23 protein-coding genes are annotated in these 23,691 nt (G+C 47.3%); 22 read left to right on the top strand and 1 reads right to left on the bottom strand.

All coding sequences use genetic code 11. The features are described from left to right. The first annotated feature begins 198 nt into the window (after positions 1-198). From trmJ to LRP50_RS06205, 20 genes are all read left to right on the top strand, one after another. Positions 199-930, top strand: coding sequence for a tRNA (cytosine(32)/uridine(32)-2'-O)-methyltransferase TrmJ (trmJ, locus tag LRP50_RS06300; RefSeq protein WP_274163618.1), 732 nt, complete (start codon positions 199-201; stop codon positions 928-930). A gap of 110 nt (positions 931-1,040) precedes the next feature. Further along, positions 1,041-1,562: a Fe-S cluster assembly transcriptional regulator IscR gene (gene iscR, locus LRP50_RS06295; RefSeq protein ID WP_274163617.1), complete on the top strand. Its 522-nt coding sequence runs from the start codon at positions 1,041-1,043 to the stop codon at positions 1,560-1,562. Between the two features lie 30 nt (positions 1,563-1,592). Continuing rightward, the gene (locus LRP50_RS06290) at positions 1,593-2,807 is read left to right on the top strand and encodes an IscS subfamily cysteine desulfurase (RefSeq protein WP_274163616.1); all 1,215 of its coding nucleotides are present in this window, start codon (positions 1,593-1,595) and stop codon (positions 2,805-2,807) included. A 28-nt stretch (positions 2,808-2,835) separates the two neighbouring features. Further along, positions 2,836-3,219 (top strand): Fe-S cluster assembly scaffold IscU, encoded by a 384-nt coding sequence (gene iscU, locus LRP50_RS06285; RefSeq protein WP_028023725.1) that lies wholly within the window; start codon positions 2,836-2,838, stop codon positions 3,217-3,219. 24 nt (positions 3,220-3,243) lie between these two features. Further along, the gene (iscA, locus tag LRP50_RS06280; protein WP_274163615.1) at positions 3,244-3,567 is read left to right on the top strand and encodes an iron-sulfur cluster assembly protein IscA; all 324 of its coding nucleotides are present in this window, start codon (positions 3,244-3,246) and stop codon (positions 3,565-3,567) included. Positions 3,568-3,583: 16 nt separating this feature from the next. Continuing rightward, positions 3,584-4,099 carry a co-chaperone HscB gene (hscB, locus tag LRP50_RS06275; RefSeq protein WP_274163614.1) on the top strand — a complete coding sequence of 172 codons (516 nt, stop codon included), beginning with the start codon at positions 3,584-3,586 and terminating at the stop codon, positions 4,097-4,099. A 38-nt stretch (positions 4,100-4,137) separates the two neighbouring features. Then, positions 4,138-5,985 (top strand): Fe-S protein assembly chaperone HscA, encoded by a 1,848-nt coding sequence (hscA, locus tag LRP50_RS06270; protein WP_274163613.1) that lies wholly within the window; start codon positions 4,138-4,140, stop codon positions 5,983-5,985. Positions 5,986-5,987: 2 nt separating this feature from the next. After that, entirely contained in the window at positions 5,988-6,326 is a 339-nt protein-coding gene (fdx, locus tag LRP50_RS06265) for an ISC system 2Fe-2S type ferredoxin (protein ID WP_028023721.1), read from the top strand. A gap of 22 nt (positions 6,327-6,348) precedes the next feature. After that, a complete protein-coding gene (gene iscX / locus LRP50_RS06260; RefSeq protein WP_274163612.1) occupies positions 6,349-6,549 on the top strand; it encodes a Fe-S cluster assembly protein IscX in 201 nt (66 codons plus the stop codon). Between the two features lie 398 nt (positions 6,550-6,947). Next, a complete protein-coding gene (pepB, locus tag LRP50_RS06255) occupies positions 6,948-8,249 on the top strand; it encodes an aminopeptidase PepB (protein WP_274163611.1) in 1,302 nt (433 codons plus the stop codon). Positions 8,250-8,403: 154 nt separating this feature from the next. Beyond that, entirely contained in the window at positions 8,404-8,835 is a 432-nt protein-coding gene (gene ndk, locus LRP50_RS06250) for a nucleoside-diphosphate kinase (protein WP_274163610.1), read from the top strand. A gap of 187 nt (positions 8,836-9,022) precedes the next feature. Further along, entirely contained in the window at positions 9,023-10,144 is a 1,122-nt protein-coding gene (rlmN, locus tag LRP50_RS06245; protein WP_274163609.1) for a dual-specificity RNA methyltransferase RlmN, read from the top strand. Positions 10,145-10,169: 25 nt separating this feature from the next. After that, the gene (pilW, locus tag LRP50_RS06240; RefSeq protein ID WP_274163608.1) at positions 10,170-10,925 is read left to right on the top strand and encodes a type IV pilus biogenesis/stability protein PilW; all 756 of its coding nucleotides are present in this window, start codon (positions 10,170-10,172) and stop codon (positions 10,923-10,925) included. Further along, positions 10,915-11,937 carry a cytoskeleton protein RodZ gene (gene rodZ, locus LRP50_RS06235; RefSeq protein ID WP_274163607.1) on the top strand — a complete coding sequence of 341 codons (1,023 nt, stop codon included), beginning with the start codon at positions 10,915-10,917 and terminating at the stop codon, positions 11,935-11,937. The genes pilW and rodZ overlap by 11 nt, the downstream gene beginning before the upstream one ends. Before the next feature lie 15 nt (positions 11,938-11,952). Next, on the top strand, positions 11,953-13,071 hold the full coding sequence (gene ispG, locus LRP50_RS06230; protein WP_274163606.1) for a flavodoxin-dependent (E)-4-hydroxy-3-methylbut-2-enyl-diphosphate synthase: 1,119 nt from the start codon (positions 11,953-11,955) through the stop codon (positions 13,069-13,071). Between the two features lie 53 nt (positions 13,072-13,124). Further along, a complete protein-coding gene (hisS, locus tag LRP50_RS06225) occupies positions 13,125-14,393 on the top strand; it encodes a histidine--tRNA ligase (protein ID WP_274163605.1) in 1,269 nt (422 codons plus the stop codon). Positions 14,394-14,406: 13 nt separating this feature from the next. After that, positions 14,407-15,012 (top strand): YfgM family protein, encoded by a 606-nt coding sequence (locus tag LRP50_RS06220; RefSeq protein ID WP_274163604.1) that lies wholly within the window; start codon positions 14,407-14,409, stop codon positions 15,010-15,012. Positions 15,013-15,021: 9 nt separating this feature from the next. Continuing rightward, positions 15,022-16,182: an outer membrane protein assembly factor BamB gene (gene bamB / locus LRP50_RS06215; RefSeq protein WP_274163603.1), complete on the top strand. Its 1,161-nt coding sequence runs from the start codon at positions 15,022-15,024 to the stop codon at positions 16,180-16,182. 88 nt (positions 16,183-16,270) lie between these two features. Beyond that, complete coding sequence (gene der / locus LRP50_RS06210; RefSeq protein WP_274163602.1) at positions 16,271-17,764, top strand: ribosome biogenesis GTPase Der; 1,494 nt, start codon at positions 16,271-16,273, stop codon at positions 17,762-17,764. A gap of 610 nt (positions 17,765-18,374) precedes the next feature. After that, complete coding sequence (locus LRP50_RS06205; protein ID WP_274163601.1) at positions 18,375-18,611, top strand: zinc ribbon domain-containing protein; 237 nt, start codon at positions 18,375-18,377, stop codon at positions 18,609-18,611. 28 nt (positions 18,612-18,639) lie between these two features. Here the strand turns inward: LRP50_RS06205 and xseA are convergent, their stop codons facing one another. Further along, positions 18,640-19,968 carry an exodeoxyribonuclease VII large subunit gene (xseA, locus tag LRP50_RS06200; RefSeq protein ID WP_274163600.1) on the bottom strand — a complete coding sequence of 443 codons (1,329 nt, stop codon included), beginning with the start codon at positions 19,966-19,968 and terminating at the stop codon, positions 18,640-18,642. 164 nt (positions 19,969-20,132) lie between these two features. On the opposite strand from xseA, the gene guaB reads away from it, so the two are divergent. Continuing rightward, positions 20,133-21,596 carry an IMP dehydrogenase gene (gene guaB / locus LRP50_RS06195; RefSeq protein WP_274163599.1) on the top strand — a complete coding sequence of 488 codons (1,464 nt, stop codon included), beginning with the start codon at positions 20,133-20,135 and terminating at the stop codon, positions 21,594-21,596. A 179-nt stretch (positions 21,597-21,775) separates the two neighbouring features. Then, complete coding sequence (gene guaA / locus LRP50_RS06190; protein ID WP_274163598.1) at positions 21,776-23,329, top strand: glutamine-hydrolyzing GMP synthase; 1,554 nt, start codon at positions 21,776-21,778, stop codon at positions 23,327-23,329. Positions 23,330-23,691 lie beyond the last annotated feature (362 nt).

The following is a 23,691-nucleotide window of genomic DNA, read 5'->3' as shown; positions in this document are numbered from 1 at the left end:
TTAAAGAACGGAAAGCGGCGGCGAGTATATCAGAGCTGCGGCAAAAGGGAAGTGGTTATTTTTTGCTCATCTGCTTTCGTTGGTGGGCGTAAAAAGGGTAAATCAAATACCACTGTGGTAGAATCTCGCGGCTTAATGCTCAAACCCCGTACGGCGGGGGCTGAGCCGATTTCCTCGACGTAATTCAGTGATCGCTAAATGTTAGATAATATTCGAATTGTACTAGTTGGTACCACCCATTCTGGCAACATCGGCTCGGCTGCCCGAGCAATGAAAGTGATGGGCCTAAAAAACTTGGTGCTGGTTTCTCCTGACTGCACAGTAGATGGTCAAGCTATCGCACTCGCTGCAGGTGCAAGCGATATTGCCAACAATGCTCGCATCGTTAATACGGTGGAAGAAGCGGTGGCAGATTGTGGTTTGGTTGTTGGTACAAGTGCAAGAAGTCGCACTCTCGAGTGGCCAATGCTGGATTCAAGAGAATGTGGTAAGAAGGCGATAGAGGAAGCTCAACATCATCCTGTCGCATTGGTTTTTGGCCGTGAAAGAACAGGGCTTACCAATGAAGAGCTCCAAGCTTGTCATTTCCATGTGGCTATCCCTGCTAACCCTGAATACAGTTCGTTAAACTTGGCGATGGCTGTGCAAACGCTATGTTATGAAGCGCGAATGGCGTGGCTAGATAGCCAAGCCTATCAGGGGGAAGTGAAAGAGCAGCCATACCCATTGGCTGAGGATCTAGAGCGCTTTTATGTGCACCTAGAAAATGTGCTGGATAAAACTGGATTCATCAATAAATCACACCCTGGAATGGTGATGACCAAATTGCGTCGCCTATTTAACCGCGCTCGCCCTGAAAGTCAGGAGCTCAATATTTTGCGCGGTGTGCTTTCTGCTGTTGATAAAAGCACCAAAAAGACGCAAGAATAACCATTCAATATAAAGGGCTAAAAGCCTGACTGTTTTACTAGGTTAAATACTTGACCGTTTTAGTCGGGTATGTCAGACTCGTTTCATTACTCGCTCACAGGTAGGATGTTATGAGACTGACTTCTAAAGGCAGATATGCCGTAACAGCGATGCTTGACGTCGCGCTGCACTCCGAAATGGGGCCAGTGCCTCTTGCTGATATTTCAGAACGTCAAGGGATCTCTTTGTCGTATCTTGAGCAGCTATTCTCACGTCTACGCAAAGCTGGATTAGTATCTAGTGTACGTGGTCCTGGTGGTGGTTATCGCCTTGGTGTTGATGCAAACGAAATTGCAGTCGGCATGGTGATCGCTGCTGTGGATGAATCAGTAGATGCCACTAAGTGTCAAGGTAAAGGCGATTGCCAAGGCGGAACACGCTGCCTGACACACACGCTATGGCGTGACTTAAGCTCGCGTATTAGCGGCTTTTTAAATGACATTACGCTCGGCGAACTTATGCAAGACAATGAAGTTAAGCAAGTCGCGGGGCGTCAAGACTCAACTCATGAGTCATCCACTATTGTTAGACACGGTTTAAATTCCAATGGCAGTGAAAACTCAGTGACCATGGGTGTGAACTTTCGCTCGTAATGAGTCGTGCCGGAGTACTTGGAGACACAAATGAAATTGCCAATTTATTTTGACTATTCAGCAACATGCCCGGTAGATCCACGTGTTGCCGAATTAATGATGCAACACCTCACGCTAGATGGCGTGTTTGGTAACCCAGCATCGCGTTCACACCGTTTTGGTTGGCAAGCGGAAGAAGCTGTTGATACTGCTCGTGAGCATATTGCTAATTATCTGAATGCGGACTCTCGTGAGATTGTTTTCACGTCTGGAGCCACGGAATCAGATAACCTAGCGATTAAAGGTATTGCTCATTTTTACGGTAAAAAAGGTAAGCACATCATTACCTGTAAAACCGAACACAAAGCAGTATTGGACCCTTGTCGTCAGCTAGAGCGTGAAGGCTTTGAGGTAACTTACCTTGAGCCAGAGTCAAACGGTATTGTTGACTTGAACAAGCTCGCTGATGCAATGCGTGAAGACACTATTTTGGTTTCTATCATGCATGTGAATAACGAAATTGGCGTTATTCAAGATATCGCAGCGATCGGTGAGCTTTGCCGTGAGCGTAAAGTGATTTTCCACGTTGATGCGGCGCAATCTATTGGCAAGATGCCACTGGATACACAAGAAATTAAAGTTGACCTCGTATCAATGAGTGCACACAAAGCATACGGCCCTAAAGGTATCGGTGCATTGTATGTTCGCCGTAAACCACGTATTCGTCTTGAAGCACAAATGCACGGTGGCGGTCATGAGCGTGGTATGCGTTCTGGTACGCTTCCAACTCACCAAATCGTGGGTATGGGTGAAGCTTTCCGTATTGCAAAAGAAGAGCTGGCGAAAGACCAAGCGCACTCTTTAGCTTTGCGTAACCGTTTCCTTGATGGTGTGAAAGATCTAGAAGCCGTTTATGTGAATGGCGATTTGGATCAGCGTGTAGCAGGTAACTTGAATGTGAGCTTTGCCTTCGTTGAAGGTGAGTCACTGCTGATGGCACTGAAAGATCTGGCTGTTTCTTCTGGTTCTGCATGTACGTCTGCCAGCCTTGAACCATCATATGTTCTTCGCGCACTCGGCTTGAACGATGAGTTGGCGCACAGCTCAATTCGTTTCTCATTCGGCCGTTTTACCACGGAAGAAGAAGTGGACCACGCGATTGGGCAGGTACTTAAAGCAGTTACCAAGCTTCGTGAAATGTCACCTCTTTGGGATATGTACAAAGAAGGTATTGATTTAAACACCGTTGAGTGGGCACACCACTAATCGGTTAAAGGATGTCGAGGAATAGATCATGGCTTACAGCGAAAAAGTAATCGATCACTATGAAAATCCACGTAACGTGGGTGCATTTGATAAAAACGACCCAAGCATTGGTAGCGGCATGGTTGGCGCACCAGCGTGTGGCGACGTGATGAAACTTCAAATTAAAGTGAATGAGCAAGGCATCATCGAAGATGCGAAGTTCAAAACTTACGGCTGTGGTTCAGCGATTGCGTCAAGCTCACTGGTTACTGAGTGGGTAAAAGGCAAATCACTAGACGAAGCTGCGGCGATTCGAAATGCTGAAATTGCAGAAGAGTTAGAACTACCACCGGTTAAAGTTCACTGCTCAATCCTTGCGGAAGATGCAATCAAAGCAGCTGTTAGCGATTACAAGAAAAAGCACGAAGCTTAATACGTAAGAAGGGTTGTTGTATTTATGGCCGTTACTATGACAGATGCTGCGGCATCACGTGTTCGCACTTTCCTTGAAAGCCGAGGTAAAGGCATCGGGTTACGTCTCGGTGTGAGAACCTCCGGTTGTTCAGGCATGGCCTATGTGCTGGAGTTCGTTGACGAACTCAATGACGAAGACCAAGTGTTCGAACATAAAGGCGTAAAAGTGATCGTTGATAGCAAGAGCATGCTGTATCTTGAGGGAACAGAGCTCGACTTCACCAAAGAAGGCTTGAACGAAGGCTTCCAGTTCAACAACCCCAACGTAAGCAGTGAATGTGGTTGCGGCGAGAGCTTTAACGTTTAACACGACGTGAGATGACATGAATCATTTCGAACTATTCGGGCTATCATCTCAGTTTGAGCTGGATGGTAGCTCTCTTTCTTCGCAGTATCGCGAACTTCAACGACGTTTTCACCCGGACAAATTCGCTACGGCTTCTTCACAAGAACGCCTGCTAGCTGTTCAGAAAGCGGCGCAAATCAATGATGCCTATCAGACGCTGAGCGACCCCGTTCGCCGTGCCGAGTACCTTCTTTCTTTGAATGGGCTAGAGCTGCGCGATGAACAGCAGACAATGCAAGATCCTGAGTTTCTCATGCAGCAAATGGAACTGCGTGAAGAGCTCGAAGATATTGCAGATAGCGATGAGCCGGATGTATTGTTGTTTGACTTTGAACAGCAGGTATCGACACTTCATCAATCCCTGTTAAATGAACTGATAGCGCAACTGAACGATCAACAGTGGGCCGATGCTGCTGTTACCGTGCGTAAGCTCAAATTCTTAGTCAAACTCAAGCTAGAAATCGAACGAATCGAAGATCGTTTGCTGGGTTAATCCAACACGCAGCAGGCGATCAGGCTACAGGAATCTACATGGCACTGTTACAAATTGCAGAACCGGGTCAAAGCGCTGCACCGCACGAGCATAAACTTGCGGTCGGCATTGATCTTGGTACAACCAATACGCTCGTAGCCTCTGTTCGCAGTGGCACAGCAGCGACGCTAGACGACCTTGATGGTCGCTCACTGATCCCCTCTGTCGTTCACTATGGCGACGCAGTTAGCGTCGGCTACGAAGCGCAGGCAATGTCTGAAACGGACAGTGCCAATACCGTTATTTCTATCAAGCGTATGATGGGGCGTTCATTGTCTGACGTTCAATCACGTTATCCGCATCTTCCTTACCAATTGTCAGCGTCTGAAAATGGTTTGCCTTTGATTGCAACGCGCCTAGGCACGAAAAACCCAATTGAAGTGTCTGCTGATATTTTGCGTACGGTGAATGTGCGAGCAGAAGCCGCATTAGGTGGTGAGCTAGAAGGTGTTGTGATCACCGTGCCAGCCTACTTTGATGATGCGCAACGAGCTGGCACCAAGGACGCAGCCAAATTAGCTGGCCTTAACGTGCTTCGTTTGTTGAATGAGCCGACAGCTGCAGCCATTGCTTATGGTTTGGACTCAGGTCAAGAAGGCGTCATTGCGGTTTATGACTTGGGTGGTGGTACGTTTGATATCTCCATTCTTCGACTGTCAAAAGGTGTGTTCGAAGTGCTGGCGACGGGCGGTGACTCTGCGCTTGGTGGTGATGATTTTGACCACTTAGTGGCAGATTGGATTGCTGAACAAGCTGGCTTCGAGGCTCTCTCTGGTGATGATCGTCGTCGTTTGCTAAATGCTGCAACCGCTGCAAAAGTTTCCTTAAGCGATAATGCGAGTGTTGACATCGATGTGCTGGGTTGGAGTGGTTCGATCGCTCGTGCACAGTTCGACGATATGATCGGTGCTCTGGTAAAGAAAACGTTGCTGTCTTGCCGTCGCGCACTGAAAGATGCTGGTGTTACCACTGAAGAAGTGTTGGAAGTGGTGATGGTTGGTGGTTCAACGCGTGTACCTTTGGTTCGCGAGAAAGTGGGTGAGTTTTTCAACCGCACACCGTTAACCAGCATAGACCCAGACAAAGTGGTTGCGATGGGTGCAGCAACGCAAGCTGACATTCTGGTCGGCAACAAGCCAGATGGCGAAATGCTACTGCTTGATGTGATCCCATTGTCGCTGGGCATTGAAACCATGGGTGGTTTAGTGGAAAAAATCATTCCACGTAACACCACGATTCCTGTGGCTCGTGCTCAAGAGTTTACTACGTTCAAAGATGGCCAAACCGGCATGAAGGTTCATGTGGTGCAAGGCGAGCGTGAGATGGTTGATGATTGCCGATCGCTAGCAAACTTCACCTTGAAAGGTATTCCCCCGATGACGGCTGGTGCTGCGCATGTACGCGTCACGTACCAAGTGGATGCTGATGGTTTGTTGTCCGTCACGGCGATGGAGAAAAGCACTGAGGTGCAGTCATCAATTCAAGTGAAGCCTTCTTATGGCCTAAGCGATGATGAAGTGATGGACATGATCAAATCATCGTTCACTCACGCGCAGGAAGACAAAGATGCCCGTTATCTGGCGGAGCAGCGTGTCGAAGCGGATCGTGTGATTGAAGGGTTGTTGGTTGCTATGCAGTCCGATGCCGATACATTGTTGAATGATGAAGAACAAAAAGCCTTGGTCGTTGCCATTGAAGCGTTAATTGCGCTGCGCAATGGTGATAACGCAGCAGCGATTGAACAAGGCATTAAAGATACAGATAAAGCGAGTCAGGAGTTTGCATCGCGTCGAATGGATAAATCCATCCGCGAAGCGCTGGCTGGCCATTCCATTGACGAGGTTTAAACATGCCAAAGATTGTTGTTCTGCCACACCAAGACCTTTGCCCTGAAGGTGCAGTTCTGGAAGCAGAAGCCGGAGAAACAGTATTAGACGTTGCACTTCGCAACGGCATTGCAATTGAACATGCGTGTGAAAAATCTTGTGCGTGCACAACTTGCCACGTGATTATTCGTGAAGGCTTTGATTCATTGAACGAAAGCGATGAGCTAGAAGACGACATGTTGGATAAAGCGTGGGGATTAGAACCTGAGTCTCGTTTGGGTTGCCAAGCCAAAGTCGCGCAACAAGACTTGGTTGTGGAAGTGCCACGATACACCTTGAATCACGCGTCAGAGAATCATTAATTCAAAATAGGAAGTTGGAACTATGAGCTTAAAATGGATTGATACTCGCGACATCGCGATCGAGCTTGTTGATAAATTCCCAGAAACTGATCCTAAAACGGTACGATTTACGGATCTACATCGTTGGGTAATGGAACTGGAAGATTTCTCCGATGACCCTAATCACTCTAATGAGAAAATCCTAGAGGCGATCATTCTGTGCTGGATGGATGAAATGGATTAATCTTTGGTTATTCCGCTTGTGTTAGTGGTTTATTGAAGGCACATTGATCATATTGAAGCGGGCGTATGCCCGCTTTGTTTTAACTGATAAAACGTCATAAATATGGCGTACTCTATACCCAAACAACCTGAAGATGCAGGATTCAGCGAATTTGACTGGCGTTGTGAACGCGGCGTTAGTCAACTCGCCCGAAGGGAGGCCATCAATGCGCCCACTTCTTCGTTAAATTCCACGGGAATAGAACGACTATTCCTCGTAAAATTCGCCTCAAATTGAACGCATTGACGACCTCTGAATGCGAGCATTCTCAGGTCGTTTGGGTATATAACTAAAATCAGTCGAGAATAAAAATACGTGTTGCCCGAGATTGGCAAGGCGAGTTGAAAAAGGAGTTCAGCATGACAGAAAAAATGCGTATCGCGTTATCTACCGAGTCTGCGGCAGAGGTGTGGGGAAACAATGCGGTTGTTTCTTTTGGTCAAGATGGTGCGATCGTTCACGCTGTAGGGGAAGATATCCTTTCTCCTGTCCAACAAGCTGCGCGTAAGCTTGAGTCGCAGGGTATACGCAAAATCAGTTTGGTGGGCGACAACTGGGATCTTGAAAGCGCGTGGGCTTTCTATCAAGGGTTACGTGGGCCTAAAGCGGGAGTCGAGTTTGAAGCCCCGACGTTGGAGTCTTCTTCGCTGAAAGACCTCAATAATCGTATCACTGCGATTGATTGGGTGTGCCAGATCATCAATGAAACCGCAGAAGAAGTTGGCCCTCAGCAATTAGCCGTTCGTGCGGGTGAGTTCATTAAGTCACAAGCGCCTAGCCCTGAGCACGTGAAGTATAAAATCGTTTCTGGTGCAGATTTGCTTGAACATGGTTGGGTGGGTGTGCATACCGTTGGCCGTGGCTCTGCGCGCAAACCAGCCATGCTTCAATTGGACTACAACCCAACTGGCAATGCCGATGCAGAAGTGTTTGCGTGTATTATCGGTAAAGGGATTACGTTCGACTCGGGTGGTTACAGCATCAAGCAATCAAGCTTCATGGATGCCATGAAGGCAGATATGGGCGGTGCAGCTATGGCAACTGGTGGCCTTGGTCTTGCCATTGCTCAAGGCTTGAATAAGCGTGTAAAACTGATCCTGTGTTGTGCTGAAAATATGATTTCCAGCAACGCTTATAAGCTGGGCGACATCATCACCTACAAGAACGGCGTGACCGTAGAAGTGCTCAACTCTGATGCAGAAGGGCGTCTCGTTTTGGCTGATGGCCTTTTGTATGCCAATAAATTTAACCCTACATTGACGGTCGATTGTGCCACTTTGACGGGCTCAGCAAAAATGGCGTTAGGTAACGATTATCACGCGCTGTTTAGCTTTGATCAGTCTCTGGCAGATCGTTGTCTTGTGGCGGCGAACGCGGAAAACGAAGGTATGTGGCAGTTGCCGTTGGCGGAATTCCATCGCAACATGTTGCCATCTAGCTTTGCAGATCTGGCAAACGTGGGTGCAGGCCAGTATTCACCAGGCGCGAGCACGGCGGCAGCCTTCCTTTCTTACTTTGTTGATGACTACAAAAACGGTTGGATCCACTTGGATTGCTCTGGTACTTATCGCAAAGGAGCCAGTGATAAATGGGCTGTGGGCGCGACGGGCATGGGTGTGAAAACCCTATCGCGCATTTTGATGGATGAATCTTCACGATAATTCAAACAAAAGTGCCTGATAATTATCAACACAGTTAACGATTCCGCAATGTTGGGGTAGGGCCTAACATTGCGCTCTGGTAGGCTACCTTTGACATTACAAGCAGATAACTCGTTTTCTACCTGCTGTCTGAAAATATAATAAGGAAGATAGAATGACTATTGAGCGCACCTTTTCAATCGTGAAGCCCGACGCCATTGAACGCAATCTGATTGGCGCTATCTATCAGCGTATTGAAGCTGCTGGGCTGCGAATTGTCGCAGCAAAAATGCTTCACCTGAACAAAGAAAAAGCGCAAGGCTTTTATGCGGAGCATGAAGGTAAGCCTTTTTTCGATGATTTGGTTGAGTTTATGACGTCTGGCCCTGTCATGGTGCAAGTGCTGGAAGGCGAGAATGCGATTGCTAATTATCGCGAACTGATGGGGAAAACTAACCCGGAAGAAGCCGCATGTGGCACTTTGCGTGCAGATCATGCACTTAGTATGCGTTTTAACTCGGTACATGGTTCTGATAGCCCGACATCTGCTGAACGCGAAATTGCTTACTTTTTCGCCAGTGATGAGATTTGCCCTCGCAAAGGCTAATGCATTGTGATCGAACATAAAAAGGGAGCGGATGCTCCCTTTTTTTATTTTGTTCTATTCTGGACTAATAAAAGCCACATAAGTAACAGGTGGAATCCGGATCACAAAGGCTGTACAATTTCGCGCCTTGATTTAAGGCTGAAACTCCCAATCAACCTGTATTTAACCTGTTTCACGAGGCAATCTGATGACAACGGAAAAAATCAACCTGCTGGATTTTGATCGGCAAGCACTGCGAGCATTTTTCGCTGATGAGTTAGGCGAGAAAGCGTTTCGTGCTGATCAGATCATGAAGTGGATGTACCACTTTGGTGTTGATGACTTCGATCAGATGAACAACATCAACAAAAAGCTTCGTGAAAAACTGAACGCGAAATGTGAAATTCGTGCGCCAGAAGTCACTCTGGCTAAGCATTCAAGCGATGGCACCATCAAATGGGTTATGCGTGTGGGTAACCAAGACGTAGAGACCGTTTATATTCCTGACGAAGATCGTGCGACCTTGTGTGTTTCTTCACAGGTTGGCTGTGCGCTGGACTGCAAATTCTGTTCAACTGCGCAGCAAGGCTTTAACCGTAACTTGAAAGTGTCTGAAATCATCGGACAGGTTTGGCGTGCGGCGAAAGAAATCGGCATTGAGAAAGAAACGGGTCGTCGTCCTATCACCAATATCGTGATGATGGGAATGGGTGAGCCTTTGCTTAACATGAAAAACCTGATCCCATCACTGAACATCATGCTCGATGACTTGGGTTTTGGTCTGTCTAAGCGTCGTGTCACTGTTTCTACTTCTGGTGTTGTGTCAGGCTTGGATCAGATGACAGACAAAATCGATGTCGCGCTAGCGATTTCTCTTCATGCTCCCAATGACGAGCTTCGCAGCCAAATCATGCCAATCAATGATCGCTACAACATTGATACGTTTTTGGCATCAGTTCGTCGTTACATTGCATCATCAAATGCTAACCGTGGGCGTGTGACCGTAGAGTATGTTCTATTGGATCATGTCAATGACGAGATGGACCATGCGCGCCAACTCGCAGAGCTGTTAAAAGATACCCCTGCGAAGATAAACCTGATTCCTTTTAACCCTTATCCTGGGTCACCATACAAGAAGCCGAGTAATTCGCGCATCGATCGTTTCATGAAAACGCTGATGCAGTATGACTACACGGTAACCGTGCGTAAAACTCGTGGTGATGACATTGATGCAGCATGCGGACAGCTTGTTGGCGATGTCATTGATCGTACCAAGCGCACGCAAAACAGACTGAATGTAGAGGAGCAAATCCCTGTAAAATCAGTCTGATCGCTTTGACTGATAGGATGGGATGATGGCAAGGACGCTTAGTACACTGTTATTGATGGGATTATTAGCAGGCTGTGTCACAGTAACGGATAAGCAAAGCAACGTGAAGTTTGATAGTATTCAGGCTGCTGAATCCAGAATTTCACTCGGTATTGCGTATTTAAACGCGGGTCAGTGGGAACGGGCGAGACAAAACCTTGAGATGGCGGTGCAATTTGCCCCTAAATACTACCGTTCTTTGATTTCATTTGCTCACTACTTAGAAAAAGTAGAAGAGTTTGATCAAGCCGAGCAGCAATATATTACTGCACTGCGTTACTCCCCTAAGAACGGGGACGTTCAGAATAATTATGGTGTCTTTTTGTGTCGCCAAGAACGTTATAGTGAAGCGCAGAAGGCATTTGCGAAGGCAATAGACCAGCCGTACTATTACAAAATGTCTGGTAGCTTTGAGAATGCAGCACTCTGTGCATTGAAAGCGGGTGAAAGGCAACAAGCGAAAATATGGTTTGAAAAGGCGATTGATCATGAACCCAACCGCCCACTGTCTTCTGTGCAACTTGCGCGTTTAGAAGTTGAAGACAGCGAATTGAATGATGCACGAATACGCTTGTTTAAATTTCATAAGCGATATGGTTATCGCCCGAATTCGCTACTGACACTCATAGAGCTGGAAAGCAAAGCAGAACGTCCCAATGAAGTGACACGTTATGCCAATGTATTGGCCAGACAATTTCCCAAATCTAACGAATATAGACAGTACTTAGAGAATGAATACTGAACAAAACGAAGAACAAGTGTTAGACGTTGAGTCCGCACACCCAGGACAGGTGTTAAAGCAAGCCCGTGAAGCGATCGGGCTTTCTGCTCAAGACGTGGCTGACCGTCTAAGGCTTCGTGTATCCGTTATTTTAGATCTTGAAGAAAACTGTTGCGAAAATAAACAAATAGCCACGTTTACACGTGGTTATATTCGTTCTTACGCTAAGCTAGTCGGTTTGAACGCCGACGCGCTTATCTGCGACTATCAAGCACCGCCTCAGACTGAAGAGTCGGCGCAGAAAATGCAGAGTTTCTCGCGTAAAACACGCATAGATAAACATGATAGCCGTGTGATGAACCTGACGTGGGTGATCTTGGCTGTGGTCGTTGGCATCACCACGTTTTGGTGGTGGCAGAATCAACAAAATGATCCTTTGATGTCGCTATCGGAAACCACCGCTGTTTTGGCTCAAATAGGTGCTGCTGACAGCAACGATGATGTGGTTACTGGCGTGCAAGCTGAAGAGCTGGTACAACCGGATGTCGTGCAAATTGATGATCCTTTACCGAGTGACATGACGGGTGATACGCCTGTCGTTGAAAGCACAGGCGATAGTAAAAGCACCAGCGATAATATCAGTGAAAATACAGCGCTTGTTGAAAGCAGCGTTGAGACGTCTGTCCCTGAGCAACCAAAGCCAAGCAGCAACACATCACCAACCCCTAGTGTTTCAGAGCCAGCAACTGTGGCAACGAGAGATGTAACCACCAGTGGCGAAACGTTAGATCAACAACCTTCGTTGGTGTTGTCTTTTGATGGCGACTGTTGGGTAGACATACGCGATGCGAGTGGTAAACGCCTTCTAACTGGTATTAAGTCTGCTGGTGAAACCGTTGACCTATCAGGTGAAGCACCGTTTAAAATTGTTCTTGGCGCACCATCAGCTGTACGTCTTGTTTACAATGGCGACAATGTCGATTTAAGTGGTTACCCTTCTGGGCGCGTTGCCCGTTTGAGCCTACCGAAGTAATTCAGAGAACACCAAATGCATACCGAATCTCCTATTAAGCGTCGCCAATCAACGCGTATTTACGTGGGCAATGTGCCAATTGGTGACGGCGCTCCTATTGCCGTTCAGTCTATGACCAACACGCGTACAACTGATGTTGCTGCAACCGTGGCGCAGATCAATGCGCTAGAAAAAGTCGGTGCAGACATTGTGCGTGTTTCTGTTCCAACCATGGAAGCTGCGGATGCCTTTAAGCTGATCCGTGAACAAACCAACTTGCCTTTAGTCGCTGATATTCATTTCGACTATCGCATTGCGTTGCGTGTTGCAGAATTCGGTGTGGACTGCTTACGCATTAACCCGGGTAACATCGGTAACGAACAGCGTATTCGATCAGTCGTTGATGCTGCACGTGACAAAAATATTCCTATCCGCATCGGTGTGAATGGCGGATCATTAGAGCGTGAAATTCAAGAAAAATATGGCGAGCCTACTCCTGAAGCACTGGTAGAATCGGCAATGCGCCATGTTGATATTTTGGATCGTTTGAATTTTGACCAATTCAAAGTGAGTGTAAAAGCGTCTGATGTGTTTCTTGCGGTTGAATCCTACCGCCAATTAGCGAAACGCATCGACCAGCCTTTGCACTTGGGGATAACCGAAGCGGGTGGTGCTCGTGCTGGCGCAGTGAAATCTGCGGTAGGTTTGGGTATGCTGCTGAGTGAAGGTATCGGCGATACACTGCGTATCTCGCTGGCGGCTGACCCGATTGAAGAAATTAAAGTCGGTTTTGATATATTGAAATCACTGCGTATTCGCTCACGTGGTGTTAACTTTATTGCGTGCCCAACCTGCTCCCGTCAGGAGTTTGATGTGATTGGCACGGTTAATGCGCTAGAACAGCGTCTGGAAGACGTTGTCGTACCAATGGATGTGTCCATTATAGGTTGCGTAGTTAACGGCCCAGGTGAAGCTGAGGTATCGCACCTTGGTGTTGCGGGCAGCAATAAGCGCAGCGCATATTATGATGATGGCATTCGCCAGAAAGAACGTTTTGACAATGATAACCTGATCGACCAGCTGGAAGCGAAGATCCGGGCTAAAGCCTCAATGCTGGATGAGAACAACCGCATTGACGTAAACACGCAGAAGTAAGCCTTGAGGCTTATTTCTAACAGAATAGATAAAGATCGGTTTCGAGAGTAAACGTGGCAAAAACAATTCAAGCAATTCGAGGCATGAACGACTGCCTTCCAACACAAACTCCTCTTTGGCAAAAAGTAGAGGGTACGGTTAAAGACGTGATCAGCGGTTATGGCTACAGCGAAGTTCGTATGCCTATCGTCGAAATGACCAATCTGTTTTGTCGTGCAATCGGTGAAGTGACTGATGTGGTCGAGAAAGAGATGTATACCTTTGAAGATCGCAATGGCGATAGCCTAACGCTGCGTCCAGAAGGGACGGCGAGTTGTGTGCGTGCGGGTATTGAAAACGGTCTACTGTACAACCAAGAACAGCGCCTATGGTACATGGGCCCTATGTTCCGTCATGAGCGTCCTCAGAAAGGTCGCTACCGTCAATTCCACCAGTTTGGTGTGGAAGTATTCGGCCTGAACGGTCCAGACGTAGATGCTGAACTTATCATGATGACAGCACGTCTTTGGCGTGAGCTGGGTATTCATGAGCACGTTCGCCTAGAGTTGAACTCAATTGGTTCATTGGAAGCACGCGCGGGTTATCGTGAAGCGCTGGTTGCGTTTTTGATGCAACACGAAGCTATTTTGGACGAAGACAGCAAGCGACGCATGCATACCAATCCGCTGCGTGTTCTGGACTCGAAAAACCCAGACATTCAAGCCGTGCTGGTGGATGCACCTAAGCTATCTGAGTATTTAGATGACGAATCAAAACAACATTTTGCAGGTTTGTGTGAACTGTTGGACGCTGCAGGTATCCAATACTCAGTAAACGAGAAATTGGTTCGTGGTCTTGACTACTACAACCGTACCGTTTTCGAATGGATCACTGAGAGTTTGGGATCGCAAGGCACCGTCTGCGGCGGCGGTCGTTATGATGGTCTGGTTGAACAACTGGGCGGAAAAGCGACGCCTGCAGTGGGTTTTGCCATGGGTGTTGAACGTCTTGTGCTTCTGATGGAAACGCTGGAATTAAATGAAACTCGCCCTGTTGTTGATGTTTACATGGTCACCGCTGGTGAAGGAACATTGGCAGCAGGCATGCAATTGGCAGAAACCTTGCGTGAACGTGTACCGGGTCTTCGTGTGATGACTCACTTCGGTGGTGGCAACTTTAAGAAGCAATTTAAACGTGCTGATAAAGTAGGCGCATCCGTTGCATTGGTATTGGGTGAAGACGAAGTGGCGAACAAGGTTGTGACCTATAAAGATCTTAAAGGTGGCGAGCAACTGACCATTTCTCAGGATGATGTAGCCGAAAAATTGGCTCAACGAGTTTAAGAGAGGACTAAACGTGGACGTCTACACCACAGAAGAACAACAAGTCGAAGCGATTAAAACGTGGTGGCGGGATAATGGCAAAGCCATCATCCTCGGCGCAGTGATTGGTTTGGGCGGCCTATATGGATGGCGCTACTACCAGTCAGAGCAAGAAACTAGCCGCGAGCAGGCATCTGAAGCGTACATGCAAGTCGTGGGCGCCTTGGCTGCTGGCGATGCTGACGCACAAGAAAAAGCTGCTGCATTTATTCAGTCTAATGACAGCTCTTATTCGGCATTGGTCGAGTTGCAGCTGGCGAAGACGTTCGTAGAAGCGGGTGATCTTGTTAAAGCCGCTGAGCATTTGCGCTCAGTACAAGCGTCTAAAGACGATTCGTTGAAAGCGACGGCAACACTGCGTCTTGCACGTGTTGAAGCGCAACAAGGCAACGTTGACGCTGCGCTAAAAGAGCTAGATAGCGTGACAGCAGAAAGCTGGAAGCCGCAGGTTGAAGAGCTACGCGGTGACATCCAACTGCGCAAAGGCGATACCGCCGCTGCACGTTTATCTTATGCAGCATCAATTGCAGCCGCGTCTAACCCTGTTGTTCAAATGAAATTGGACAACTTGCCGCAATAAGGGTTGAGTATGATGCGCACTGGATGGAAACGCGTAAGTGCAGTGGCCTTGCTAGGCTCGCTGCTTATTGGTTGTGCGAGTGAAGAAGACTCCATCGTCATGGCACCTGTGCCAGTCGTAAACAGTGAGTTCACTCCTCAATCACTTTGGACATCGCAAGTCGGTGATGGTGTAGGACGCTATTACAGCGACCTTACGCCTGCGTATGAATATGGAAAAGTGTTTGCCGCAGATCGCTCTGGTGAAGTCAAAGCGATTGATAGCGAATCAGGCAAAACACTCTGGACGGTTAACTTAGGCGAAGAAAAACCTGCGTTGCTCTCTGGCGGTATTACTGCGTCATATAGCAAATTGTACATCGGCACAGAAACTGGCGATCTCATCGCATTAGATGAAGAGACAGGTGAAGTGGTTTGGCGTACTAATGCGGGTGGTGAAATCTTATCGAAACCGCTGGCAGATGTAAGCCTGATTGTGGTAAATACCAGTCGTGGTGAATTAGCGGCCTTCGATGCGGAAAGTGGTGAAGAGCGCTGGCGTATTTCGAGTGATGTGCCAAACCTGACGTTACGTGGTGATAGTTCACCGGTTGCGATTTCCGGCGGCGTATTCTGGGGAATGGCAAATGGCCGTCTTGGTGCTGCTTTCATTGAGAACGGCAACATCATTTGGCAACAAACTGTTGCAAGCCCTAAAGGAGCCACAGAGATAGATCGTTTAGTGGATGTTGATGCCACACCGGTGATTTCTGGATCTTTGCTTTACGCAGTGGGTTACAATGGTCAGCTTGTCGCAATCGATTTGCGTTCAGGACGCCCTGCTTGGAAGCGCACGTATAGTTCAACGACGGACTTCTTGGTTGTAGGTAGCTATTTGTTCTTGGTTACCGACAAAGATCATGTGGTCGCTGTTGATGCCCGAAGTGGCACTGAGCTATGGCAGAATCGCGATCTTGAATACCGTCAGCTGACAGCGCCTGTAGCCATTTCTGGCTATGTTGTGATGGGTGATGCAGAAGGTTATTTGCATTGGCTTGATCCGACAACAGGTGAATTTGTCGCGCAGCAGCAACTGGATGATAGCGGTTTTGCCGTTGCGCCAGTGAAAGCGGATGATGCGTATATCGTGATGACCCGCGACGGAAAAATTAGCAAAAAGCAAACGCAATAATATCAAGCGTTTATGAATTATTCGGCTCCTGAACCCAAAGGTTCAGGAGCCGCTGTTATTAATAAGTAAGAGATTTTAAGAGGTCAGTATGATTCCTGTAGTAGCCCTTGTTGGGCGTCCAAATGTGGGGAAGTCGACACTCTTTAACCGGCTGACAAGGACGCGCGATGCGCTGGTAGCCGATTTTCCGGGTTTGACCAGGGATCGTAAATACGGAAAAGCTGTGCTGGGTGAGCATGAGTTCATTGTGGTAGACACTGGTGGTATCGACGGTACCGAGGAAGGTGTAGAAACCAAAATGGCTGAGCAATCACTGGCGGCGATTGAAGAAGCTGACGTTGTCCTGTTCATGGTGGATGGTCGTGCTGGCCTGACGGTAGCTGACGAAGCCATCGCACAACACCTTCGTTCACGTGAAAAAACGACTTTCCTTGTCGTTAACAAAGTTGATGGCATTGATGCCGATGCTGCCAGTGCTGAATTTTGGCAACTGGGTATGGAGCACATGTTCCAAATCGCCGCTGCACATGGCCGTGGTGTATTAGGTTTGATGGATCGTGCGTTGAAGCCATACGCAGAGGCCTTGGCAGAACAAGAAGCACAAGAAGGTTTAGTTGACCTGACGGGCGAGCATGATTTCGAAGATGAAGAAAAAGATCTAACAGAAGAAGATGCAGAAAGCGCACTTGAGCGTTTGCAAAACCTTCCGATCAAATTCGGTATTATTGGCCGTCCAAACGTGGGTAAATCAACACTGACTAACCGTATTCTCGGTGAAGATCGCGTGGTGGTTTACGATATGCCGGGAACAACCCGTGATTCTATCTACATTCCTATGGAACGTGATGGTCGCGAATACGTCATTATCGATACTGCAGGTGTTCGTCGCCGCAAGCGTGTTAACGAGAAAGTAGAAAAATTCTCTGTTATCCAAACACTGAAAGCGATCGAAGATTCGAACGTTGTTCTGCTAGTGATTGATGCACGTGAAAACATATCAGACCAAGATCTAAGCTTGTTAGGTTTTGCATTGAATGCGGGTCGTTCAATCGTGATTGCGGTAAACAAGTGGGATGGTTTGGATAAGGACGTGAAAGACCGCGTTAAGTCTGAACTGGACCGTCGCTTAGGTTTCGTAGACTTCGCGCGTATTCACTTTATCTCGGCATTGCATGGTACGGGTGTTGGTCACTTGTTTGAGTCTATTCAAGAAGCTTACGAGTCTGCGACTAAGCGTATCAGTACCGCTATGCTGACACGCATCATGAATATGGCACAAGACGATCATCAGCCACCAATGATTCGTGGTCGCCGCGTGAAGCTGAAATATGCGCATGCTGGGGGATATAATCCACCGATATTCGTTATTCACGGTAACCAAGTCAAAGATTTGCCTGATTCGTATAAGCGCTACTTGATGAACTATTACCGTAAATCGCTAAAAATCATGGGTACACCTATTCGCATTCAGTTCCAAAGCAGCGAAAACCCATTTGAAGGTAAGAAAGAAAACCTGACTATCTCTCAGTCTCGTCAACGTAAGCGATTGATGGATATGGTAAAACACCGCGGTAAGAAGTAATTCTACTGTGAGAGCTAAGAACCGACCCTAGTGGTCGGTTTTTTTATGTCCGTAATTTAGCCGGAAAGATGAAGATTGAATGACAGCCTATGTATTTTATGCATCCAGAACATTTTTCCGCAGCTAAGCCATTCATATGGCGGGATTCATTGGCTAAAAATAAGGGAATTGGTCGCTTTTTAATCGTATTCGTGACAGATCTGTTGCGATAATTACACTAAAAAATAGATCTTTGTCACATAATCACGTGGTGAAAAGCGGGAAATATCGTTCTACCCGTATTCGATGTATTTTTGCTCGGTTACTAAACCACCTTGCTTTTACTATATGCTGCTTAGTTATGGTTTAATATTAATTTGCAGTATTTTATTCTTCCATAAATCCAAATGCAGAACATGTAACTTATGCTTTCGGGAGTTGTATTGATAAATATTCTTTTGAGGGTAGATCGCTGATCGGATCCCATAAATGCCTAGATCTGACGATCTTGATAGGATCCAGCGCGAGGCTGTTCTGTTTGATCTTCGATTTTAGTTAGAATAGCGCTTATCTATGATAGACAACATGTTGGACAGTTAAAGTGCGACATGGACCATTGAGAGGAAATAAAATGGAAAACAACTGCCCTGATTGTAATGAGTTAATGGGATGGGATAAGGGGAGTTATCATTGTGAGTCTTGCGATAAAATCTTTATAAAACAGGGGTATTGTCAGGTGTGCGATGCGCAGTTAGAAAAACTCCAAGCATGTGGCGCAACCAATTATTTTTGTAACCAGTGTAATGAACTGAAGTCGCGTTCAAGTGCGAACATCGTATTTGAGGCAAAAAAAGCGGTGTCGTCATGACACCGCTTTAAAAGATGGTTGCGTGATCTTAGATCACGGTTGATTGGATCTCACCGCTCGATAACACCGTCGTGATCCGATCGCCTGACTTTACATCGTCCTGAGAACGGATAACGTTATTGTTGCTTGCGCGCGTGATCGAATAGCCGCGTGCGAGGGTTGCCAGTGGGCTCACCGCATCCAAGGTTTCCATTTGTAGCGCTAATTTGTGCTGCTGTTGGCGCAATTGCTGACGCATTGATTCAATCAAGCGTTGCTCGCTGTAACCAAGTTGTGCATTCAGCCCTGGCAATTGATTTGCAGGAGAAAAGCGATCTAAACGCTGGCTCGCTCTGTCTAGCCGCTGAGCATCCGTTTGAAGTTGCGTTCGCATGGATTGGTAAAGACGTCGCTCAAGCTCGTCAAACTGCTGTGCTTGCTGTTGTAGTCTCGCTTGAGGGTGATGCATTGCCAAACGGTGCTGTAAGCGCGTGAGACGCTCCTGAGTGCGAGAGAGATGACGACTCAACACATGAGACAGCCTATCTACACGCTGTGAAAACTGCTGAGATCGAACAGACGTATCTCTGCTAACCAGTTCAGCGGCTGCTGAAGGAGTGGGGGCACGAACATCCGCCACAAAATCGGCGATGGTGACATCCACTTCATGACCTACGGCGCTTACAATGGGAATCGAACTGGCGGCAATGGTGCGGGCGACAATTTCTTCGTTAAAACACCACAGATCTTCTAATGAGCCGCCACCACGCCCTACAATCAGCACATCACATTCATCACGGCTGTTAGCTCGACCAATCGCCTGTGCAATCTGAATAGCAGCGTCTTTTCCCTGAACTTGAGTAGGGTAGATAACCACGGGTAGGCTGGGATCTCTGCGCTTTAATACGTGCAAAATATCATGAAGGGCCGCCCCCGTTTTTGATGTGATAATACCAACCCGTCTTGGTTGTTCAGGGAGTGTCTTTTTGGCGTGAGTTGCAAAAAGGCCTTCTGCTGCTAATTGCATTTTCAGTTTTTCAAACTGTTGTTGCAGCATGCCATCACCCTCTGGCTGCATGCTTTCAACAATAATCTGATAGTCGCCACGCGGTTCATACAAGGACAATCGGGCCCGAACCAACACTTGATTGCCATTGGTAGGCTTAAAGGTGACACGGCGGTTGTTGCCTTTGAACATGGCGCATTTGACTTGAGCGCGACTGTCTTTCAGCGTGAAATACCAGTGGCCAGATACAGGAACAGTGAGGTTTGAAATCTCACCAACCAACCAAACGATACCCATTTCGTTCTCAAGCAGAAGGCGAACTTCCGCATTCAAACGAGAGACAGTGAAAATGTTTTCGTTGGGGCTTGTCATGACCACTTAGCCTTAAATATCAGCGAGTTTTCGCAATGTTACTGGGGCAAAAAATGAATGCCAAACGTTTTCGTCAAAATCTATAGCCAAACGTTTGCGTCATCAGTATAATGCGGCGGCAATATTTAGTCCCCCCGTATTTAATTTTGGCGTGAGATATTGCAATGTTACGAATAGCTAAAGAAGCCCTAACTTTCGATGATGTATTGCTGGTTCCAGCACATTCCACAGTTCTTCCAAACACTGCCGACTTACGCACTCAACTGACGAAAACCATTTCGTTGAACATCCCAATGATCTCTGCGTCTATGGACACAGTGACTGAAGCGCGTTTGGCTATCGCACTGGCGCAGGAAGGCGGCATTGGCTTCATCCATAAAAATATGTCAATTGAACAGCAAGCTGAGATGGTTCACCAAGTGAAGATCTTTGAAGCTGGCGTTGTCACCCATCCAGTCACTGTTCACCCAGACGCGACAATCGCAGATGTTGTTGAACTCACCAAAAAGCATGGTTTTGCAGGTTTCCCTGTCGTCACCGAGAGTAACGAGCTTGTTGGTATCATTACTGGTCGTGATGTTCGCTTTGTGATTGACCTATCCAAGAAAGTCTCTGCTGTTATGACGTCTAAAGAGCGTCTGGCGTGTGTAAAAGAAGGCGCATGTCGCGAAGAAGTGCAAGAAAAAATGCACCAAGCTCGCGTTGAGAAAGTACTGGTTGTGAATGATGATTTCCAACTGACAGGTATGATTACCGCAAAAGATTTCCACAAAGCTGAAACCAAACCACACGCTTGTAAAGATGAGCAAGGTCGTCTGCGTGTTGGCGCGGCGGTGGGTGCAGGCGCAGGTAACGAAGAGCGCGTAAAAGCACTGGTTGAAGCAGGCGTGGACGTTCTACTTATTGACTCTTCACATGGCCACTCTGAAGGTGTACTAAACCGTATTCGCGAAACACGCGAAGCATACCCTGATCTCGACATCATCGGCGGCAACGTCGCAACGGGTGCGGGTGCAAAAGCCCTTATTGAAGCAGGTGTGAGCGCTGTTAAAGTGGGTATTGGCCCTGGCTCTATCTGTACTACACGTATCGTTACTGGTGTCGGTGTTCCTCAAATCACTGCGATTGCTGATGCTGTTGAAGTCGCAAATGGTTACGGCATTCCTGTTATTGCTGATGGTGGTATCCGTTTCTCTGGTGATATCTGTAAAGCCATCGCGGCTGGCGCATCGTGTGTCATGGTTGGCTCAATGTTTGCGGGTACAGAAGAAGCACCAGGTGAAGTGATCCTATACAACGGTCGTTCATACAAGTCTTACCGTGGCATGGGCTCACTGGGCGCAATGTCTCAAGGTTCTTCTGATCGCTACTTCCAATCTGACAATGCGGCAGACAAGCTTGTTCCTGAAGGTATCGAAGGTCGTATTGCATACAAAGGTCACTTGAAAGAGATCGTTCACCAGCAAATGGGTGGCCTGCGTTCAAGCATGGGTCTGACGGGTTCTGCGACGATCGAAGCAATGCGTACCAAGGCTGAGTTTGTTGTTATTTCCGGCGCGGGCATGGCGGAATCTCATGTGCATGACGTACAGATCACCAAAGAAGCACCGAACTACCGTCGCGGCTAAATGTTCACAAAGAACCCCTGACGTAAACGTTTGCTTTTTTTCTTGAAGCACTGATAGGAGGCGAGTAAACTCGCCTCGTTTTCATAACCCACAACCACAGCGTAGGAAAGAAAACCCATATGGTATGGGTCTTTCCAAGCGATAAAGCTTAGCTGGCGGTAACGATAAGACTGCTCAAAATGACTAAAGACATCCATGACCAACGCATTCTAATTTTGGATTTCGGTTCTCAATACACTCAACTAGTAGCACGCCGTGTACGCGAAATCGGTGTGTACTGTGAACTGTGGAGCTGGGATGTAGATGAAGCGGATATTCGTGAGTTCAATCCAGATGGTATTATCCTGTCTGGTGGCCCTGAGAGCGTGACAGAAGCAAACTCTCCGCGCGCTCCTCAATATGTATTCGATTCTGGCGTGCCAGTGTTTGGTGTATGTTACGGCATGCAAACCATGGCAGAGCAACTTGGTGGTAAAGTCGCGGGCTCTGACGAACGCGAATTTGGTTATGCAGCAGTACAGGTGACGGGTGATTCAGCACTGTTCGCTGACCTAGAAACTACTCAAGATGTATGGATGAGCCACGGTGACAAAGTGGTCGAAATCCCATCTGACTTCGTGAAAATCGCGCAAACAGACACCTGTCCTTATGCTGCGATGGCAAACGAAGAGAAAAAATACTACGGCGTGCAGTTCCACCCAGAAGTAACGCACACCAAAAATGGCCTTAAGATGCTCGAAAACTTCGTACTGAACGTATGTGGTTGTGAGCGTCTATGGACAGCTGAATCAATTATCGAAGATGCGGTTGCTCGTATTAAAGAACAAGTCGGTGATGATGAAGTTATCCTTGGCCTGTCGGGTGGCGTGGACTCTTCTGTGGTTGCGATGCTTGCGCACCGTGCAATTGGTAACAAACTAACGTGTGTATTCGTTGATAACGGTCTGCTTCGCTTGAATGAAGGCCAGCAAGTGATGGACATGTTTGGTGATCACTTCGGCCTGAACATTGTTCACGTTAAAGCGGAAGATCGCTTCCTGTCTGCGCTGGAAGGCATTGCTGATCCAGAAGCGAAACGTAAGAAAATTGGTCATGTGTTCGTTGATGTGTTCGATGAAGAATCGAAGAAGCTGAAAAATGCTAAATGGCTGGCACAAGGCACTATCTACCCTGACGTGATCGAATCTGCAGCGTCTAAGACGGGTAAAGCGCACGTGATTAAATCTCACCATAACGTTGGCGGCCTGCCTGATGATATGGAGATGGGATTGGTTGAACCGCTGAAAGAGCTGTTCAAAGACGAAGTGCGTAAGATTGGCCTAGAGTTGGGCCTACCGTACAACATGCTTTACCGCCACCCGTTCCCAGGTCCAGGCCTAGGTGTTCGTGTGCTTGGCGAAGTGAAGAAAGAATACTGTGATTTGCTACGTCGTGCTGATGCTATCTTCATTGAAGAGCTGCATAAAGCTGACCTATACAACAAAGTATCTCAAGCGTTCACCGTATTCCTTCCTGTGCGCTCTGTAGGCGTGATGGGTGACGGTCGTAAATACGATTGGGTTGTGTCACTGCGTGCTGTTGAAACGATCGATTTCATGACTGCACATTGGGCACACCTGCCATATGATTTCTTGGGTAAGGTGTCTAACCGCATCATCAATGAAGTTGATGGCATTAGCCGCGTGGTTTACGACATTTCAGGTAAGCCACCTGCGACGATTGAGTGGGAATAATCTCCTAAATCGAATCAAGATTAGGCACGCTTAGCGTGCCTTTTTTATTATGCATTCCTGTCTTAGTTTCCAATCCCTCTCAATACCGTGACGTTCGCTTTTTTTTCCTTGCCTAATACTCATGCTTTCTTCCCGAAGTAACATTTTATTTGGAATTGTTATCGCGCGGGATTAACGCTGTTTCCATTGTGTTTATTTGTTGTGTGTATATTGAATCAATATGCTTTTTTTGTGATTTTAATTGATATTTATGGCTACCAAATAATAAATAAGTATGTATTTTATGCTGTTGAATAATTATGACGTCTTTCGGATCTAAGGATTCAGAAAAGGCGAAGCAAACACACACAATTAACCATGGA

The organism is Enterovibrio gelatinilyticus (genome assembly GCF_028683095.1).
Lineage (GTDB): Bacteria > Pseudomonadota > Gammaproteobacteria > Enterobacterales > Vibrionaceae > Enterovibrio > Enterovibrio gelatinilyticus.
The sequence above is the reverse complement of the archived record's forward strand: the minus strand, read 5'-3'. Positions and strand labels throughout refer to the sequence as shown.

What these genes read in the sequence shown, in the direction of transcription:
- trmJ (WP_274163618.1), top strand. Translation starts at nt 199, where the DNA reads ATGTTAGATAATATTCGAATTGTACTAGTTGGTACCACCCATTCTGGC.
- iscR (WP_274163617.1), top strand. Translation starts at nt 1,041, where the DNA reads ATGAGACTGACTTCTAAAGGCAGATATGCCGTAACAGCGATGCTTGAC.
- LRP50_RS06290 (WP_274163616.1), top strand. Translation starts at nt 1,593, where the DNA reads ATGAAATTGCCAATTTATTTTGACTATTCAGCAACATGCCCGGTAGAT.
- iscU (WP_028023725.1), top strand. Translation starts at nt 2,836, where the DNA reads ATGGCTTACAGCGAAAAAGTAATCGATCACTATGAAAATCCACGTAAC.
- iscA (WP_274163615.1), top strand. Translation starts at nt 3,244, where the DNA reads ATGGCCGTTACTATGACAGATGCTGCGGCATCACGTGTTCGCACTTTC.
- hscB (WP_274163614.1), top strand. Translation starts at nt 3,584, where the DNA reads ATGAATCATTTCGAACTATTCGGGCTATCATCTCAGTTTGAGCTGGAT.
- hscA (WP_274163613.1), top strand. Translation starts at nt 4,138, where the DNA reads ATGGCACTGTTACAAATTGCAGAACCGGGTCAAAGCGCTGCACCGCAC.
- fdx (WP_028023721.1), top strand. Translation starts at nt 5,988, where the DNA reads ATGCCAAAGATTGTTGTTCTGCCACACCAAGACCTTTGCCCTGAAGGT.
- iscX (WP_274163612.1), top strand. Translation starts at nt 6,349, where the DNA reads ATGAGCTTAAAATGGATTGATACTCGCGACATCGCGATCGAGCTTGTT.
- pepB (WP_274163611.1), top strand. Translation starts at nt 6,948, where the DNA reads ATGACAGAAAAAATGCGTATCGCGTTATCTACCGAGTCTGCGGCAGAG.
- ndk (WP_274163610.1), top strand. Translation starts at nt 8,404, where the DNA reads ATGACTATTGAGCGCACCTTTTCAATCGTGAAGCCCGACGCCATTGAA.
- rlmN (WP_274163609.1), top strand. Translation starts at nt 9,023, where the DNA reads ATGACAACGGAAAAAATCAACCTGCTGGATTTTGATCGGCAAGCACTG.
- pilW (WP_274163608.1), top strand. Translation starts at nt 10,170, where the DNA reads ATGGCAAGGACGCTTAGTACACTGTTATTGATGGGATTATTAGCAGGC.
- rodZ (WP_274163607.1), top strand. Translation starts at nt 10,915, where the DNA reads ATGAATACTGAACAAAACGAAGAACAAGTGTTAGACGTTGAGTCCGCA.
- ispG (WP_274163606.1), top strand. Translation starts at nt 11,953, where the DNA reads ATGCATACCGAATCTCCTATTAAGCGTCGCCAATCAACGCGTATTTAC.
- bamB (WP_274163603.1), top strand. Translation starts at nt 15,022, where the DNA reads ATGATGCGCACTGGATGGAAACGCGTAAGTGCAGTGGCCTTGCTAGGC.
- der (WP_274163602.1), top strand. Translation starts at nt 16,271, where the DNA reads ATGATTCCTGTAGTAGCCCTTGTTGGGCGTCCAAATGTGGGGAAGTCG.
- LRP50_RS06205 (WP_274163601.1), top strand. Translation starts at nt 18,375, where the DNA reads ATGGAAAACAACTGCCCTGATTGTAATGAGTTAATGGGATGGGATAAG.
- xseA (WP_274163600.1), bottom strand. Translation starts at nt 19,968, where the DNA reads ATGACAAGCCCCAACGAAAACATTTTCACTGTCTCTCGTTTGAATGCG.
- guaB (WP_274163599.1), top strand. Translation starts at nt 20,133, where the DNA reads ATGTTACGAATAGCTAAAGAAGCCCTAACTTTCGATGATGTATTGCTG.
- guaA (WP_274163598.1), top strand. Translation starts at nt 21,776, where the DNA reads ATGACTAAAGACATCCATGACCAACGCATTCTAATTTTGGATTTCGGT.